This window comes from Bradyrhizobium sp. HKCCYLS20291 (assembly GCF_051167715.1).
Classification (GTDB): domain Bacteria; phylum Pseudomonadota; class Alphaproteobacteria; order Rhizobiales; family Xanthobacteraceae; genus Bradyrhizobium.
Genome location: NZ_JBNPTO010000003.1, coordinates 174,177 through 189,162, shown reverse-complemented (window position 1 = coordinate 189,162; position 14,986 = coordinate 174,177). Strand labels below are relative to the sequence as shown.

Annotated in this window: 12 protein-coding genes; 10 read left to right on the top strand and 2 right to left on the bottom strand. The window is 65.2% G+C overall.

The window, feature by feature from the left end; genetic code table 11:
- Positions 1-532: 532 nt before the first annotated feature.
- The 10 genes from ACQR07_RS08730 to ACQR07_RS08685 all read left to right on the top strand — a co-directional run bounded on the left by ACQR07_RS08730 (position 533) and on the right by ACQR07_RS08685 (position 12,090).
- Entirely contained in the window at positions 533-2,524 is a 1,992-nt protein-coding gene (locus tag ACQR07_RS08730) for a sensor histidine kinase (protein ID WP_434902271.1), read from the top strand.
- Positions 2,494-4,239 (top strand): ATP-binding response regulator, encoded by a 1,746-nt coding sequence (locus ACQR07_RS08725; RefSeq protein ID WP_434901909.1) that lies wholly within the window; start codon positions 2,494-2,496, stop codon positions 4,237-4,239. Before ACQR07_RS08730 ends, ACQR07_RS08725 begins: the two co-directional genes overlap by 31 nt.
- Entirely contained in the window at positions 4,236-4,982 is a 747-nt protein-coding gene (locus tag ACQR07_RS08720) for a response regulator (protein WP_434866093.1), read from the top strand. Before ACQR07_RS08725 ends, ACQR07_RS08720 begins: the two co-directional genes overlap by 4 nt.
- A gap of 252 nt (positions 4,983-5,234) precedes the next feature.
- Positions 5,235-5,846 (top strand): sigma-70 family RNA polymerase sigma factor, encoded by a 612-nt coding sequence (locus tag ACQR07_RS08715; RefSeq protein ID WP_434866094.1) that lies wholly within the window; start codon positions 5,235-5,237, stop codon positions 5,844-5,846.
- A 354-nt stretch (positions 5,847-6,200) separates the two neighbouring features.
- Positions 6,201-7,604, top strand: coding sequence for a cytochrome ubiquinol oxidase subunit I (locus ACQR07_RS08710; RefSeq protein ID WP_434901908.1), 1,404 nt, complete (start codon positions 6,201-6,203; stop codon positions 7,602-7,604).
- Complete coding sequence (gene cydB, locus ACQR07_RS08705; RefSeq protein ID WP_434901907.1) at positions 7,601-8,614, top strand: cytochrome d ubiquinol oxidase subunit II; 1,014 nt, start codon at positions 7,601-7,603, stop codon at positions 8,612-8,614. The genes ACQR07_RS08710 and cydB overlap by 4 nt, the downstream gene beginning before the upstream one ends.
- Positions 8,614-8,739, top strand: coding sequence for a DUF2474 family protein (locus tag ACQR07_RS08700; protein WP_434901906.1), 126 nt, complete (start codon positions 8,614-8,616; stop codon positions 8,737-8,739). Before cydB ends, ACQR07_RS08700 begins: the two co-directional genes overlap by 1 nt.
- Positions 8,740-8,848: 109 nt before the next feature.
- Positions 8,849-9,442, top strand: a complete 594-nt coding sequence (locus ACQR07_RS08695; RefSeq protein WP_434901905.1) for a L,D-transpeptidase — start codon at positions 8,849-8,851, stop codon at positions 9,440-9,442.
- Between the two features lie 66 nt (positions 9,443-9,508).
- Positions 9,509-10,546: an amino acid ABC transporter substrate-binding protein gene (locus tag ACQR07_RS08690; protein WP_434901904.1), complete on the top strand. Its 1,038-nt coding sequence runs from the start codon at positions 9,509-9,511 to the stop codon at positions 10,544-10,546.
- Between the two features lie 1,088 nt (positions 10,547-11,634).
- Positions 11,635-12,090 carry a fasciclin domain-containing protein gene (locus tag ACQR07_RS08685; protein WP_434866630.1) on the top strand — a complete coding sequence of 152 codons (456 nt, stop codon included), beginning with the start codon at positions 11,635-11,637 and terminating at the stop codon, positions 12,088-12,090.
- Positions 12,091-12,403: 313 nt separating this feature from the next.
- Here the strand turns inward: ACQR07_RS08685 and ACQR07_RS08680 are convergent, their stop codons facing one another.
- Positions 12,404-13,543 (bottom strand): acyl-CoA dehydrogenase family protein, encoded by a 1,140-nt coding sequence (locus ACQR07_RS08680; protein WP_434901903.1) that lies wholly within the window; start codon positions 13,541-13,543, stop codon positions 12,404-12,406.
- 157 nt (positions 13,544-13,700) lie between these two features.
- A complete protein-coding gene (locus tag ACQR07_RS08675) occupies positions 13,701-14,885 on the bottom strand; it encodes an acyl-CoA dehydrogenase family protein (protein ID WP_434901902.1) in 1,185 nt (394 codons plus the stop codon).
- Positions 14,886-14,986: the final 101 nt, after the last annotated feature.

Sequence of the window (14,986 nt, the reverse complement as noted above, 5' to 3'; positions counted from 1 at the left end):
CGCAACAAGCATGTTGGACGGGACTCGGCCGCAACCGGCCACCCCACCATCGACAACCAATGGCTGCAACAACTTTGCGGCGAACCATTGACGCGTATCGCCTTGGCGTCAAAATGGCCTTATAGCACCTGTTCGTGGACGCTTTGAACCTTTTCGTCCTCAGGCCGACCTCATGACCAGGGGGAACATGTTGCCTGTGTACCGCGCCCGCCATTCGCGGATCCCGATCATCGACGTGACGCCGGTGCAGACCCAGGTCGCGGCGAGCGCGCGGCGGCCCGGGCTGGCTGTGCACGGACGTGGCGGCGTGATCCGTCGACCGTGTTTGGCTGCAACGCACAATGTGCGCTCGCTCGATGCAAACCGCCGTCCTGCTGGCCAGGTGCGTCAGAAGCCGCGTCCGCCGGAGTTCCCTTTGGAGATGGCGAGGTAGAGTGCCGTGGCGCGATCGGACAAAGGAGGAGGATCTACGCGGCAACCGATCGGTGTGACTGCATTTGGTCGGGCCCGGATCGTCCGTGCCTTGCGGGCGGTGCCGATCCGTTGGCGCATTCTCTCCATCGCCGCCCTCAACTCCGCGGTCGTGATCGTGCTCGCCGCGCTGATCTGGAACGGCGCGCAGGTGCTGGGAACCGCCTGGGACGACGTCCGCCAGGTGCGCGAGTCCGACAAGGTGCTGGCGATGCTGGAGAGCGAAACCAGCCGGCTGCAGAACCTGATCCATCGCTACATCAACCAGCCGAGCCCGGAGCTGTTCGCCGAGATCCTGCTGCTCCGCGAGGCCGTGCTCGGCACGCTGACGACGCGCGCCTCGACCGACCCGATGCTGTCGGGATCGGTCGAGGAGCTCGAGCGCGTGACCGTGCGCTTCCTCGACGGCTTCGGCGAATTGCGCGGCCTGCAGGCCACGATCTCGAAAACCTATGAGGAGGAGGTGCTCGGTCCCGCCCGCGACATCGCCGGACTCTACTCGGTGATCGAAGGCGCGACCGGCCACCGCGATGCGCAGATCTGGCCATCGCTCGGCAAGTCCCGGGAGGCCTTCACCGCGATGCTGGTCGCGGCAAACTCCTACTATTTGTCGCTCGCGCCCGCCTCTGCCGACGACGCCCGCCGCAACACCGAGACCATCGAGAAGACCATCCCGGTGATGTCCGGCCTCGCCGACAACGATCTGCAGCGGCTGGCGCTGCAGCGGCTGGCGGCCCGCACCGCAGCGCTGCGCGCCGGGTTTTCCAAGCTGACCGAGCAATTGACCAACCGCACCGAGCTGCTGCGCAACACCATCGATGCCAGCCAGGCCGAGACAATCGCCGCCATCGACGGCCTGTCGGTGAAGATGCGCCAGCACGAGCAGAAGGCGCAGGCGACCTTCGACAAGACGCTGCGCGACATCTCGCGCCGGGTGCTGTCGATCGCAGTGATCTTCCTCGGCATCATCCTGTCCGCGGGCGTGCTGATCGCACTCTCGATCCGGCTGCCGCTGCAGCAGATCATGGCCTCGATGCGCGCGATCACGCTCGGCGACTACGATCGCAAGGTGCAGGGCACCGACGCGCGCGACGAGGTCGGCGCCATGGCCCGGGCGGTCGAGATCTTCCGCGAGAACGCGATCGCCAAGCGCAAGACCGAGGACGAACTGCGCACCGCGAAGGAGAAGGCCGAAAGCGCGCTGCTCGAACTCAATGCCGCACAGCGCAATCTCATCGACGCCGAGCGGCTGGCGGCCCTCGGCGGACTCGTTGCCGGGGTGGCGCACGAGGTCAACAATCCGATCGGCATCAGCCTGACGGTAGCTTCGAGCTTCGCGCGCCGTGTCGAGATGTTCGAGGCCGCGCTGCGGTCCCCTGAAGGCGGCCTGCGCCGGTCGCAGCTCGAGGAATTCGTGCGCACCTCGCGCGATGCATCGGAGCAGTTGGTCGCCAACCTGCAGCGGGCCGGCGAATTGATCCAGTCGTTCAAGCAGGTCGCCGTCGACCGTTCCCATGCCGAGCGGCGGACCTTCATGCTGAGCGAAGCCACCGACCAGATCGTCAATAGCCTGAAACCGGTGCTCAAGAGGGCGCCGATCACGCTGTCGATCGATGTTCCCGAGGGGCTGCCGGTCGACGGCTATCCGGGCTCGTATGGGCAGATCCTGACCAACCTGTTTCTCAACGCGGTCAACCACGCCTTCGCCGACCGCCGCGCCGGCACGATCTCGATCACGGCGCGGCCGCGCGGCACGGATGACATCGAGATCATTTTCGCCGATAACGGCGCCGGAATGCCGCCCGACGTCCAGCGCCAGGCCTTCGATCCGTTCTTCACGACGCGACGTAACGAAGGCGGGACGGGACTGGGTCTGCATATCGTCTACAATCTCGTGACGCAGCAGCTCGGCGGCAGGATGATGCTGGAATCCCGCGAGGGACAAGGCACCACCTTTCGGATTATCATGCCGCGGGTCGCCAAGGGCGGCACCGAGACAGCAATGGGTGACGGAACGACGCAATGGCCGAACAGGACGATGTCCTCCACCTGATCGAGGATACCGGATTCGACGAGGAAGACCGTTCGGCCCGGAAATGGAAGATCGCCGTCATCGACGACGACCATGCGGTGCACGAAGGCACGCGCTTTGCGCTGTCCGACTACAGTCTGAACGGCCAGGGTCTCGAAATCCTCTCGGCCTATTCGGCGGCTGAGGGCCGCACCTTGATGCGGGAGCATCCCGACGTCGCGGCCGTGCTGCTCGACGTCATCATGGAGACCGACGTCGCCGGTCTCGAACTGGTCGAATACATCCGCAACGAGATTAGGAACGAGACGGTCCGCATCATCCTGCGCACCGGGCAACCCGGCCAGGCGCCGGAGCGGCGCGTCATCGTCCAGTACGACATCAACGACTACAAGGCCAAGACCGAGCTGACGGCCGACAAGCTGTTCACCTCGCTGACCGCGGCGCTGCGCAGCTATCAGCAGCTCGAGCGGATGGTGCAGACCCGGCGCGGCCTCGAGATCATCATCGACGCCGCATCGACGCTGTATGATTTCAAGTCGATGCAGCGGCTGGCTGAGGGCGTGCTGACGCAGATGGCCTCGCTGCTCAACGTGGATTGCGCCGGCATGCTGGTGCTGCGCGACGACGGCAGCCCGGGCGAGGACTTCTCGGTGCTGGCGGGGTCCGGCTGCTACAGCCGCTTCTCCGGCGCAGTCACCTCGCGCTCGCTCGATCCCGATCTGCGCGAGATGGTCGAGGCCGCCTTCAGGCAGCGCGACAACGAATTTGCCGACCACCGCACCGTGCTCTATGTCCGCACCGGCTCCGGCCGTGAGGTCGTGGTGCTGCTGCAGGCGGAGCGGCCGCTGTCGGAGACCGACCGCTCGCTTGTCGAGATCTTCTCCAGCCGGCTGTCGATCGCGTTCGACAACGTCATCCTCTATCAGCAGCTGCACGAGGCCAACACCCAGCTCGAGGACCGCGTCGCCCAGCGCACCCGCGCGCTGACGCAGGCCAACCGGCGGCTGTCGGCGCAATGGCTGCGGCTGCAGCGCGCCAACGGCTTCAAGAACGAGATCCTCGGCACCGTCGCCCACGACCTGAAGAATCCACTCGGCGTGATCCTCGGCCGCACCGAGATGCTGACCGAGCTGATCGCGACCGGCGCCTCCAAGGACGGCATCACCAGCCAGGTCGGGCACATCCGCGATGCCGCCAAGCGGCTGACCTCGATGGTCGACCATTTGATCTCGGATGCGATGGCCGATGCGTTCGACATCACCATTCGCCGCGAGCCGGTGGACATCGCAGCGCTGGTTCGCGAGGTGGCCGAGGCCAACCAGCCGCTGGCGCTGAACAAGCAGCAGGTGATCGCCGTCTCGGCGCCGCCGCATCTGTCGACCATGTGTGACATCGACCGCATCCGCGAGGCGATCGACAATCTCCTCAGCAACGCGATCAAATACAGCCCGATCGGCGGCAGCATCACCGTCCACGCCGCGGACGACGGCGACAACACCGTCATCAGCGTCACCGACCAGGGCGCGGGGTTGTCGCCGGAAGATCTGGGTCGCCTGTTCGGGCGGTTCCAGCGGCTCTCGGCCAAACCGACCGCCGGCGAGAGCTCGACCGGGCTCGGCCTGTCGATTGTCAAACGCATCGTCGACATGCATGGTGGCGACGTGACGGCCAACAGCGATGGGCCGGGATCGGGGTCAACCTTCACCATCACACTGCCGGCGGCCGAGTTGTCATGAGTCAGAGCCAGCACATCATCATCGTCGACGATGAAGCCCCTGCCCGCGAGATGGTGGGTGATTACCTCAAGATGCACGGTTTTACCGTGACGCTGTGTGATGGCGGCAAAAGCCTGCGCAGCGCCATCGAGACCGGTCCGGCGGATCTCGTCGTGCTCGACCTCAACATGCCCGAAGAGGACGGATTGTCGATCATCCGCGACCTCAAGGGCCGCACCAACATCCCGGTCATCATGCTGACCGCCACCGCAAGCCCGATCGACCGGGTGGTCGGCCTGGAGCTCGGGGCCGACGATTACGTCGCCAAGCCGTGTGAGCTGCGCGAATTGATGGCCCGCATCCGTTCCGTGCTGCGCCGCAGCACGCCGGCCAAAACCGCCGCTGCGCCAGTGGCGGAGGCTGCTCCGGCCAAGGCGCCGGATCCGCAGCTGGTGCGGTTCGGCACCAAATGGCTCGATCTCGATGCCCAGGCGCTGCGTGACGACGAGGGCAACGAGCACCCGTTGACCGCCTCCGAATTCGGCCTGCTCAAGGTGTTCGCCGCCAACCCGAAGCGGGTTTTGTCGCGCGAGCGGCTGCTCGAACTCGCCAATGCCCGGGACGCGGAGGCGTTCGATCGCGCCGTGGACCTGCGAATCATGCGGATCCGCCGCAAGATCGAGCCCGATCCGACGAAGCCGGCCGTGATCCGCACCATTCGCGGCGGCGGCTACCTGTTTTCGCCGGCCGGCGAGAAGGCCTGACCGCCGCCCAAAAAACCCTCCGGGTCGGGTTGCTGAATTCCGGCCACTTCCGTGGAACGGAACGAAAAACGCCTTATTTTGGAATGAGGCACAATTCCGCCACGACTGTTTCGCGCTGCACGACGTGACGAAACATTTCTGCACCCCCACGAAACCATTTTTGCCTTGCGGTGCAGACGTCCCGAAACGGGCGCTCCGTAACAATCCATCCCGTCGAAACGCCGCAAGGGGGCGGCGGAACGGGAGAGTGCCATGCAGAACGTCGTTGCCATCAATTCCGCAGCCAGCCAGGGCATCATCGCGGCCCAGGCGACCACGGACGACATGCTCCTGGAGAGCATTTCCGATGGCGATCGCACCGCGATGCACACGCTTTATGCGCGTCACAATGTGCGGGTCTATCGCTTCATCCTGCGTATCGTCCGCGACACCACGATCGCCGAGGACCTCGTCAGCCAGGTGTTCCTGGACGTCTGGCGCACCGCAAAGCAGTTCGAAGGCCGCTCGCAGGTCTCGACCTGGCTGCTGTCGATCGCCCGCTTCAAGGCGCTGACCGCGCTGCGCCAGCGCCGCTTCGAGGACATCGACCAGGACGAGGTGCGCGAGATCGCCGACGATAGCGATACGCCGGAGACCTCGCTCGAGCGCGCCACCACCAGCGCCATCCTGCGCGCCTGCGTCGCCAAGCTGTCGCCGGCGCATCGCGAGATCATCACCCTGATCTATTACCACGAGAAGTCCGTGGAAGAGGTCGGCCAGATCATCGGCATCCCGCAGTCGACGGTGAAGACCCGGATGTTCTATGCCCGCAAGCATCTCGCGGAACTGCTGCGCGGCGCCGGCGTCCACAGCATCGCGGCCTGATCTTGCTTCATTCTCGTCGGGGCCGATATCCCGGCGGGTTCCCGTGACGACATCGAGAAAATCGCCGAATGACACAATTGAAACAATCGGCGAAATCACCCGGAAAACTTCGGCCGCTAGAACGTTACCCATCAACCGGGCCTCAGTCCCCCAGCTGATCTCGGTTTTGAACGAGCAAATTCCTCCACCTCCCCAGTTGCTCCGAAGGCCCGGCGGCTCCCCCCCGCCGGGTCTTCGTCTTTTGCGGCCGTTCGATGCCGCCGTAGGGCGATTTGACCATTTGATATCGCCCGTTCGAGGTGCAATCTTCCGCTCCAAGCGGCCGAGCGCGGCCTGCAATGACGGACGGTGCGAATGTTCGGTTTGGATGCGGTGGAGCTGGCACGCGCGCAATTCGCCTTCACGGTCACCTTCCACATCATCTTCCCCGCCTTCTCGATCGGGCTTGCCTCCTACCTCGCGGTGCTCGAGGCGCTGTGGCTGTGGACCGGCCGCGACGTCTATCTCAACGTCTTCAATTACTGGCTCAAGATCTTCGCCATCGCATTCGCGATGGGCGTCGTCTCCGGCATCGTGATGTCCTACCAGTTCGGCACCAACTGGTCGGTCTATTCGGACAAGGTCGGACCGGTGATCGGCCCGTTGATGGCCTATGAGGTGCTGACCGCCTTCTTCCTCGAGGCCGGCTTCCTCGGCGTCATGCTGTTCGGCCTCAAGCGCGTCGGCCCGAAGCTGCATTTCCTCGCCACGCTGATGGTCGCCGTGGGCACCTTGATCTCGGCGTTCTGGATCCTCTCCGCCAATTCCTGGATGCAGACGCCGGCCGGCTACGCGATGAATGCCGACGGCCAGTTCGTCTCGGTCGACTGGCTGAAGGTGATCTTCAACCCCTCCTTCCCCTATCGCCTCGTTCACATGGTGCTGGCGGCGTACCTCACCACCTCGCTGGTGGTCGGCGCGGTCGGCGCCTGGCACCTGCTGCGCAATCCGCATCTGCCGGGACCGCGCGTGATGTTCTCGATGGCGATGTGGATGGCGGCGCTGGTCGCGCCGCTGCAGATTCTGGTCGGCGATCAGCATGGCCTCAACACCCTCGAGCACCAGCCGGTGAAGATCATGGCCATGGAAGGCCATTTCGAGAGCCACAAGGACGGCGCGCCGCTGTATCTGTTCGGCTGGCCTGACCAGGCCAAGGGCGAGCTGAAATGGGCGCTCGGCATTCCCAAATTCGGCTCGCTGATCCTCAAGCACCAGATCGACGCGCCGATGGCCGGGCTCGACACCGTGCCGCGCCAGGACTGGCCGCCGGTGCCGGTCACCTTCTGGTCGTTCCGCATCATGGTCGGCCTGGGGATGCTGATGCTGGCGCTCGGCCTGTTCAGCCTGTGGGAGCGCTGGCGCGGAAGGCTGTACATCAATCGCGGCCTGCATCGCTTCGCGATCGCCATGGGACCGGCCGGCTTCATCGCCGTGATCGCCGGCTGGGTGACCACCGAGACCGGCCGCCAGCCCTTCACCGTGTACGGGCTGTTGCGCACCGCCGACTCGGTCTCGCCTCTGGCGGCGCCGGCGGTGGGCACGTCGCTGCTCGCCTTCATCATCGTGTATTTCATCATCTTCGCCGCCGGCGTGCTGTACATCCTGCGCCTGATGGCCGAGCCGCCGCATCCCGGTGAGCCGGGCCCGAGCAGCACGGAGCCGGTTCGATCCGCCGGCATCACCCCGGCCGCTGGTGTCGTGCAGGGAGCGGGATCATGAGCGTCGCCATCGATCTCGCCACGCTCTGGGCGTTCATCATCGCGCTCGCGGTGTTCATCTATGTCGTGATGGACGGCTTCGATCTCGGGCTCGGCATCCTCTTCCCGCTGTTTCCGGCCAAGCATGACCGCGACGTCATCACCAACACCGTGGCGCCGGTGTGGGACGGCAACGAGACCTGGCTGGTGCTTGGCGGCGGCGGGCTGATGGCGGCGTTTCCGCTGGCTTATTCCATCCTGCTGCCGGCCCTGTATGCACCGCTGATCGCGATGCTGATCGGCCTGATCTTCCGCGGCGTCGCCTTCGAATTCCGCTGGCGCACCCGCAGCACACGCAATCTCTGGGACATCGCCTTTGCCGGCGGCTCCTGGGTCGCGGCGCTGGCGCAGGGCATCGCGCTCGGCGCCATCCTGCAGGGCGTGCATGTCGAGGGCCGCCACTATGCCGGCGGCTGGTGGGACTGGCTGACGCCGTTTTCCATCCTCACCGGCATCTCGCTGGTCGTCGGCTACGCGCTGCTCGGCGCGACCTGGCTGATCCTGAAGACCGAAGACGACCTGCGCGACAAGGCTTACCGGATCAGCTGGGTTCTGCTGTTTCTGATGCTGCTCGCGATCGCCGCTGTCAGCCTGGCGACGCCGTTGCTCCCCATTCAACAATATGCGGACCGCTGGTTCACCCGGCCGACGATCTTCCTCGCCGCACCGGTGCCGCTCGCCGTCGTCGGCGTCACCGTGCTGATGCTGAAGAATCTCGCCCAGAAGCGTGACGGCTGGCCATTCTTCCTGGCGCTGGCGCTGTTCTTCCTCTCCTATGCCGGCCTCGGCATCAGCATCTATCCCTACATCGTGCCGCAAAGCGTCACGATCTGGCAGGCGGCGGCGCCGGAGCGCAGCCAGCTGATCATGCTGCCGGGCGTGCTGGTGCTGGTGCCGCTGATCCTCGGCTACACCGCCTGGGCCTATTGGGTGTTTCGCGGCAAGGTCGGCCACGACGCCGGCTATCATTGATGCCGTCGGAGCAGCCTGCACCGCTCGCAAAGCGCCTGGCCTGGTTTGCAGGCCTGTGGCTTGCCGGCGTGGCCAGCGTCGGCGCGGTCGCCGTCCTGCTGCGGCTCTGGATGAAGCTCGGATGACGACAAGCGGGCTGCGCTCAACTTGACTTTGCAGCGAATTTGCCCCTGAAATTTGGCGGGTGGATTTGATCGGGCAAGCTTCGCAGGGGTCCGTTGAGGAGAGCTTTGAATGCCGAGTTTCCGTCGCCTGCTGTGTGCGGCCAGCGCCATCATCGCGCTGGCGCTGTCCACGTCGCATAGCCTCGCCCAGTCCGAAGACCCCGGCGACCAGCCCGGTCTCGTTGCCGATGACGGCTACGAGCTCGATCCCGAATGGCGCAAGCAGGTCGTCTATTTCCGCACCACCGAGCCACCGGGGACCATCATCGTCTCCACCGCCGAGCGTCACCTCTATCTGGTGCAGCCGGGTGGCCGCGCCATCCGCTACGGCATCGGCGTCGGACGTGACGGCTTCCAGTGGCAGGGCCTGCTGTCGATCACCAAGAAGGCCGAGTGGCCGGACTGGACGCCGCCGCCGGAGATGATCCAGCGCCAGCCTTATCTGCCGCGCTTCATGGCCGGCGGTCCGGGAAATCCCCTGGGCGCGCGCGCGATGTATCTGGGCACCACCGTGTACCGCATCCACGGCACCAACCAGCCCTGGACGATCGGCACCAAGATTTCCTCCGGCTGCTTCCGCCTCGTGAATGCCGACGTCGCCGACCTGTTCGACCGCGTCCCGGTCGGCACCAAGGTCGTCGTGAAGCAGAAGCCGGAACTGTGACGGCGGCCGCTGCCGCCGGACGTTCAGCCATCGCTTTGTCCTGACATTTTCCGAAAGAGATTCATCATGCGCACTTTCCGAGGCGGCCTGCTGATCGGGCTCGCCGTTGCCGTGCTCGTCGCGGCGCTCGCCGTCACCTATGAGATGTACGACACCCGCACCCTGAAGCGCACCGTCCGCCGCGGCGAGGTGCTGTGCGGCGTCAATGCCGGCCTGCCCGGCTTCTCGATTCCCGACGACCGGGGCAACTGGACCGGCTTCGACGTCGATTTCTGCCGCGCGGTCGCCGCGGCGATCTTCGACGATCCGAAGAAGGCGAAGTTCATCCCGCTCGACGCCAACGAGCGCTTCAAGGAGCTGCAGAGCCGCAAGGTCGACATCCTCTCGCGCAACACCACCTGGTCGATGGCGCGCGAGCAGAACTACGATTTGTATTTCCCGGCCGTCGCCTACTATGACGGCCAGGGCTTCATGGTGCCGCGCGCGCGCAAGCTGGAGACCGCGCTCGACCTCAACGGCAGCAAGGTCTGCGTCCAGGACGCGACCACCAACGCGCTCAATCTCGGCGACTACTTCCGCACCAACAACATGAAATACGAGGAGGTGAAGCTGCCGAAGCTGGACGACGTCATCAAGGCGTATGACAGCGGCAGATGCGACACCTTCACCGCGGACGTCTCGCAGCTCTATGCGCTGCGCCAGATCCTGTCCAAGCCAGGGGATCACGACATCCTGCCCGACCTGATCTCCAAGGAGCCGCTCGCGCCGGTCGTCCGACAGCGCGACGACGACTGGATGATGATCGTGAAGTGGACGCTGTATGCGATGATCAATGCCGAGGAGCTCGGCGTCACCTCGAAGAACATCGACGAGGCGCTGAAGTCGAAGAAGCCGGACGTGATGCGGCTGGTCGGCAACGAGGGCACCTATGGCCAGGATCTCGGCCTGTCGAAGGACTGGGCCGCACGCATCATCCGCCACGTCGGCAACTACGGCGAGGTCTACGAGCGCAACGTCGGCACCGAATCCAAGCTGAAGATCCCGCGTGGCATGAACCAGCTGTGGAACGCCGGCGGCATCCAGTACGCACCGCCGATCAGGTAGGAACTGGCTCTCTTCATCCGACCTCCGCCTGTCGTTGCTCCATTTCGCGCAGAACTCGGTGCACCCTCTCCCCTTGTGGGAGAGGGTGGTTTCGATGCGAAGCATCGAAACCGGGTGAGGGGTCGCCACGAACTCAGACCTGAATGTGTGGAGCCAACCCCTCACCCGAGTGAGTTCGTAGTTGGCTTTCGTGTAGCCCTCTCCCACAAGGGGAGAGGGCGCATTCATGTGCACTGCGCTTGCATAAATCACTTCGATTTTTGACGGTCATAACAACGAGCGCCGGCAGCGAAGCGGCCGAAATCATCCTCGCGACGCATCCCGCGCCCGAGCTTTGTCAAATTCTCCACCCTCCGGAAAATCGAGGGCGCAGGGAAGGCCAGGTGCCGGCTGGCACCTGCGGTCCGCCTGCGTAAAAAATGCAGGCGGCAGAACCACAGGCTCAGCCGGGGCAACCCGGCCTTCCCTGCGCGATGGTGTTAACGCCTATGGCGCGCTCTCCTCGGTGCACCGGCTTGTTGGCCACCGTCACCGGCAGGGGATCATCACCCGCCGGTTTGGCATCAGCATCGGGATGCCGGGACCACGCGCTTTCACGTCCGCATCACAATCGTTCGTCGGCGCGATCACTCACGCTGCGATTCGACGCGTCCATCGCATCAACGGCCCGCGCTTCATGACGATCGCGAAACGCCCCTCGTGCAGGCCGTGACGAGCGGAAATGTGCAGCTGATTTGCCCGACGACACAACGTCCGTCGGGTTGCGACCAAATGGCACGACGGGCAACGCGTCTGCTGACATCGCGCGATTAGTTCAGCGGATTCACGGCGCTGCCCACCATCACGTACCGTAGAAAAATCGTGCTCACGAGTTCGTGAACGTCGCCTCAAATCCATCCGTTCGCAACGATCGTAACGACCTCGACCATTCGGTCAGGGTGATGCGACCCTGAACCACAGGGAGAACGAGGGCCGCAAATCCTTTTGCGCATCAGCCAACTCATCAGTTCAGTTCACAGGGAAAAATTCGAATGACGCTGGGAATCCGTTCGTTCGTGGCCGGCGCGTTGATGCTGGGCGCGCTCTCCATGTCAGCAACCGCGGCACGTGCCGCTGACATCGTCGACACCGCCGTCGGCGCGGGCCAGTTCAAGACGCTGGTGGCGGCCGCCAAGGCCGCAGGTGTCGTGCCGGTGCTGAAGAGCAAGGGCCCGTTCACGGTGTTCGCGCCGACCGACGCGGCCTTCGCCGCGCTGCCGCCCGGCACGGTCGACGACCTGCTAAAGCCGAAGAACAAGGGCAAGCTCGCCGCGATCCTGAAGTATCACGTCATTCCCGGCGCAGTGAAGGCCGGCGACGTCGCCGGCAAGAAGCTCAGCGTGAAGACCGCGCAAGGCCAGCCGGTGTCGGTCGACGGCACCTTCTTCGGCGTGCAGGTCAACGACGCCCACGTCGTGCAGGCCGACATCATGGCCTCGAACGGCGTCATCCACGTCATCGACAAGGTGCTGCTGCCGCCCGCCAAGGCGCCGATGCATCACTGATGGAACGAGAGCGCGCCGTCGACGACGGCGCGCTCTTTGTTGGTGATCGCTAAGACTGCGAAGTTGAAGATCACGGGGACGCAAATGGCCTATGAGGACCGATGTCGTCCCAACAAAATCGGTGTCGTCCCGGCCTTGAGCCGGGACCCATAGCCACCGTGCGGAATTTGGCGAAGGCTGGAGCTGCCTGCGCTGCCCACCACTTGGTTCCGTGGTTATGGGTCCCGGCGTTCGCCGGGACGACGGCGGTGGGTGTGGCGCCAGCTCGGCTGCATCCTGCGAGGATCGTGACGTCGCGCGAGCGCAGCCTGACTCAATACCCTCTCAGCTGCGCCAGCTGCGCCGCGTGGTAGTTGGCGTCGCCGAGCAGTTCCTCGCACACCCGCGCGCGCTTCATGAAGAAACCGATGTCGAACTGGTCGGTCATGCCCATGCCGCCATGCATCTGCACGCCCTCCTGCACCGCGAGCGTTGCGGTGGCGCCGGCACGGGCCTTCGCCACGGCGACGGCAGCCGTCGCGGCTGCGGGATCTGCATCGAGTGCCTGCAGCGCCTTCAGCACGGCGGCGCGGGTGATCTCGATCTCGATGTAGAGATGCGCGGCACGATGCTGCAGCGCCTGGAATTCGCCGATCGCCTTGCCGAACTGCTTGCGCTCCTTGAGATACGCCACCGTGCGGCCGAACACCTCCTCGCTCAGGCCGACCATCTCGGAGGCGACCGCGCCGCGGCCGAGATCGAGCACGCCGTTCAACACGGCCGCGCCGGCATCGACATCGCCGAGCACGTGATCCGCGGTCACCTCTACATCGTCGAAGGTGATGCGCGCGGCGTTGTGCGCGTCGACCATGATGGTGCGCTCGATCGCGACGCCCTTGGCCCTGGGATCGACCAGGAACAGCGTGAGGCCGTCGCGCTCGCCCGGCACGCCGGCGCTGCGGGCGACGACGAGCAGCAGATCGGCGACATGGCCATCGACCACCATCGCCTTGGCGCCGTTCAGCTTGAACCCGTTGCCCGAGCGCACCGCCTGCAGCGCGGTGTGCAGAGGACGATGTTTTGCGCCTTCATCGAGCGCGAGCGCGGCGAGCAGCTTGCCGCTCGCGAGCTTCGGCAAGTACTCCGACTTCTGCGCCGCTGAACCGGCACGCGTCAGCGCCGAGGCCGACAGCACGGCCGTGGCCAGGAACGGCGACGGCATCAAGGTGCGGCCAATCTCCTCCATCACGACGCCGGCCTCGACCGCGCCGAGACCCGAGCCGCCATGCGCCTCGGGCACGAGCAGGCCGGCAAAGCCCATCTCGGCGAAGGTGGCCCAGAGCTCCCTGGAAAAGCCGGTCGCGTCGCGCTGATCGCGCAGCTTGCGCAGATGAGCGACCGGCGCGTGATCGGAGATCAGGCCCCGCGCGCTGTCGCGCAGCATGGATTGTTCTTCGGTGAGGAGGAGAGGCATGTGACGAATTTCCTTAACTGCGTCTGACCGGTTCGCACTCAACCCTCATGGTGAGGAGGCGCCCTTGCGCCGTCTCGAACCATGAGGCCGACAGTGGGGCCTCATCCTTCGAGACGCGCGCCAAGGGGCGCGCTCCCCGGGGATGAGGAGAAGCAAGTCACGCCCCCGGCAGATCGAGGATGCGCTTGGCGACGATGCCGAGCATGACCTCGGAGGTGCCGCCTTCGATCGAGTTGGCCTTGGTGCGCAGCCAGGCGCGGGGACGCGCGCCTTCGCCGGAGCGCTCGCTCTCCCATTCGAGCGCATCGATGCCGCCTGATGACATCAACAGCTCGTGGCGGCGCTTGTTGAGCTCGGTGCCGTAGTACTTCATCGCCGACGAGAATGCCGGATGGCCCTGCCCCGCCTTGGCGAGATCGACCATGCGCTCCGCGGCCGCCGCGAGCGCCGCCTCATCGACGTCGAAGGTGGCGATCTCGGCCCGCAGCAGCGCATCGTCGAGACGACCCAGTGCATCGCTGCCGACGCTGTCCGCCGCGACCTGGCCGAGCGGCCGGCTGCCGCCGCGCTCGCCCATGCCGGAGATCATCGCGCGCTCATGCTGCAACAGATATTTCGCGACGTCCCAGCCGCGATTGACGGTGCCGAGCACATGGGACTTGGGCACGCGGACGTTGTCGAAGAAGGTCTCGCAGAACGGCGAGCGGCCGGAGATCAGGAGGATCGGCTTGGTCGAGACGCCCTTCGAGGTCATGTCGAACAGGATGAAGCTGATGCCGTCATGCTTCTTCGCGGTGGGATCGGTGCGCACCAGGCAGAAGATCCAGTCGGCGTAGTTGGCATACGACGTCCAGATTTTCTGGCCATTGATGATGTAGTCGTCGCCGTCGCTCTCGGCGCGGGTCTGCAGCGAGGCGAGGTCGGAGCCGGCATTCGGCTCGGAATAGCCCTGGCACCAGCGGATGAGACCGGCGGTGATCTTCGGCAGATGCTCGCGCTTCTGTTCGTCGGTGCCGTATTTCAGCAGCGCCGGCCCGAGCATCGAGATGCCGAACGAGGTGATCGGCGCCCGCGCGCCGATTGCCGCCATCTCCTGGCGCACGATCTTGGCCTCCTCGCCGTCGAGCCCGCCGCCGCCATATTCCCGCGGCCAGTGCGGCACGGTCCAGCCCTTGTCGCGCATGCGCTCGAACCAGATGCGCTGCGGCTCGGAGGAGAATTTGGCGTTGCGGCCGCCCCAGAATGTGTCCTCCTCGGAGGTCATCGGCTGGCGCATTTCGGGCGGGCAATTGGCCTCGAGCCAGGCCCTCGTTTCGCGGCGGAATGTGTCGAGATCTGCCATGTCTGGTCCTCGCGCGTTTCCATGAATGCTGTCGTTGGAACGACCTAACCTCAGCGCATCAGGGAATTCAACATCGATGTCGCCGCGGGCGGCCTCGCCTT

What these genes read in the sequence shown, in the direction of transcription:
- ACQR07_RS08685 (WP_434866630.1), top strand. Translation starts at nt 11,635, where the DNA reads ATGTCAGCAACCGCGGCACGTGCCGCTGACATCGTCGACACCGCCGTC.
- ACQR07_RS08720 (WP_434866093.1), top strand. Translation starts at nt 4,236, where the DNA reads ATGAGTCAGAGCCAGCACATCATCATCGTCGACGATGAAGCCCCTGCC.
- ACQR07_RS08680 (WP_434901903.1), bottom strand. Translation starts at nt 13,543, where the DNA reads ATGCCTCTCCTCCTCACCGAAGAACAATCCATGCTGCGCGACAGCGCG.
- ACQR07_RS08710 (WP_434901908.1), top strand. Translation starts at nt 6,201, where the DNA reads ATGTTCGGTTTGGATGCGGTGGAGCTGGCACGCGCGCAATTCGCCTTC.
- ACQR07_RS08695 (WP_434901905.1), top strand. Translation starts at nt 8,849, where the DNA reads ATGCCGAGTTTCCGTCGCCTGCTGTGTGCGGCCAGCGCCATCATCGCG.
- ACQR07_RS08700 (WP_434901906.1), top strand. Translation starts at nt 8,614, where the DNA reads ATGCCGTCGGAGCAGCCTGCACCGCTCGCAAAGCGCCTGGCCTGGTTT.
- ACQR07_RS08690 (WP_434901904.1), top strand. Translation starts at nt 9,509, where the DNA reads ATGCGCACTTTCCGAGGCGGCCTGCTGATCGGGCTCGCCGTTGCCGTG.
- ACQR07_RS08715 (WP_434866094.1), top strand. Translation starts at nt 5,235, where the DNA reads ATGCAGAACGTCGTTGCCATCAATTCCGCAGCCAGCCAGGGCATCATC.
- ACQR07_RS08725 (WP_434901909.1), top strand. Translation starts at nt 2,494, where the DNA reads ATGGCCGAACAGGACGATGTCCTCCACCTGATCGAGGATACCGGATTC.
- ACQR07_RS08675 (WP_434901902.1), bottom strand. Translation starts at nt 14,885, where the DNA reads ATGGCAGATCTCGACACATTCCGCCGCGAAACGAGGGCCTGGCTCGAG.
- cydB (WP_434901907.1), top strand. Translation starts at nt 7,601, where the DNA reads ATGAGCGTCGCCATCGATCTCGCCACGCTCTGGGCGTTCATCATCGCG.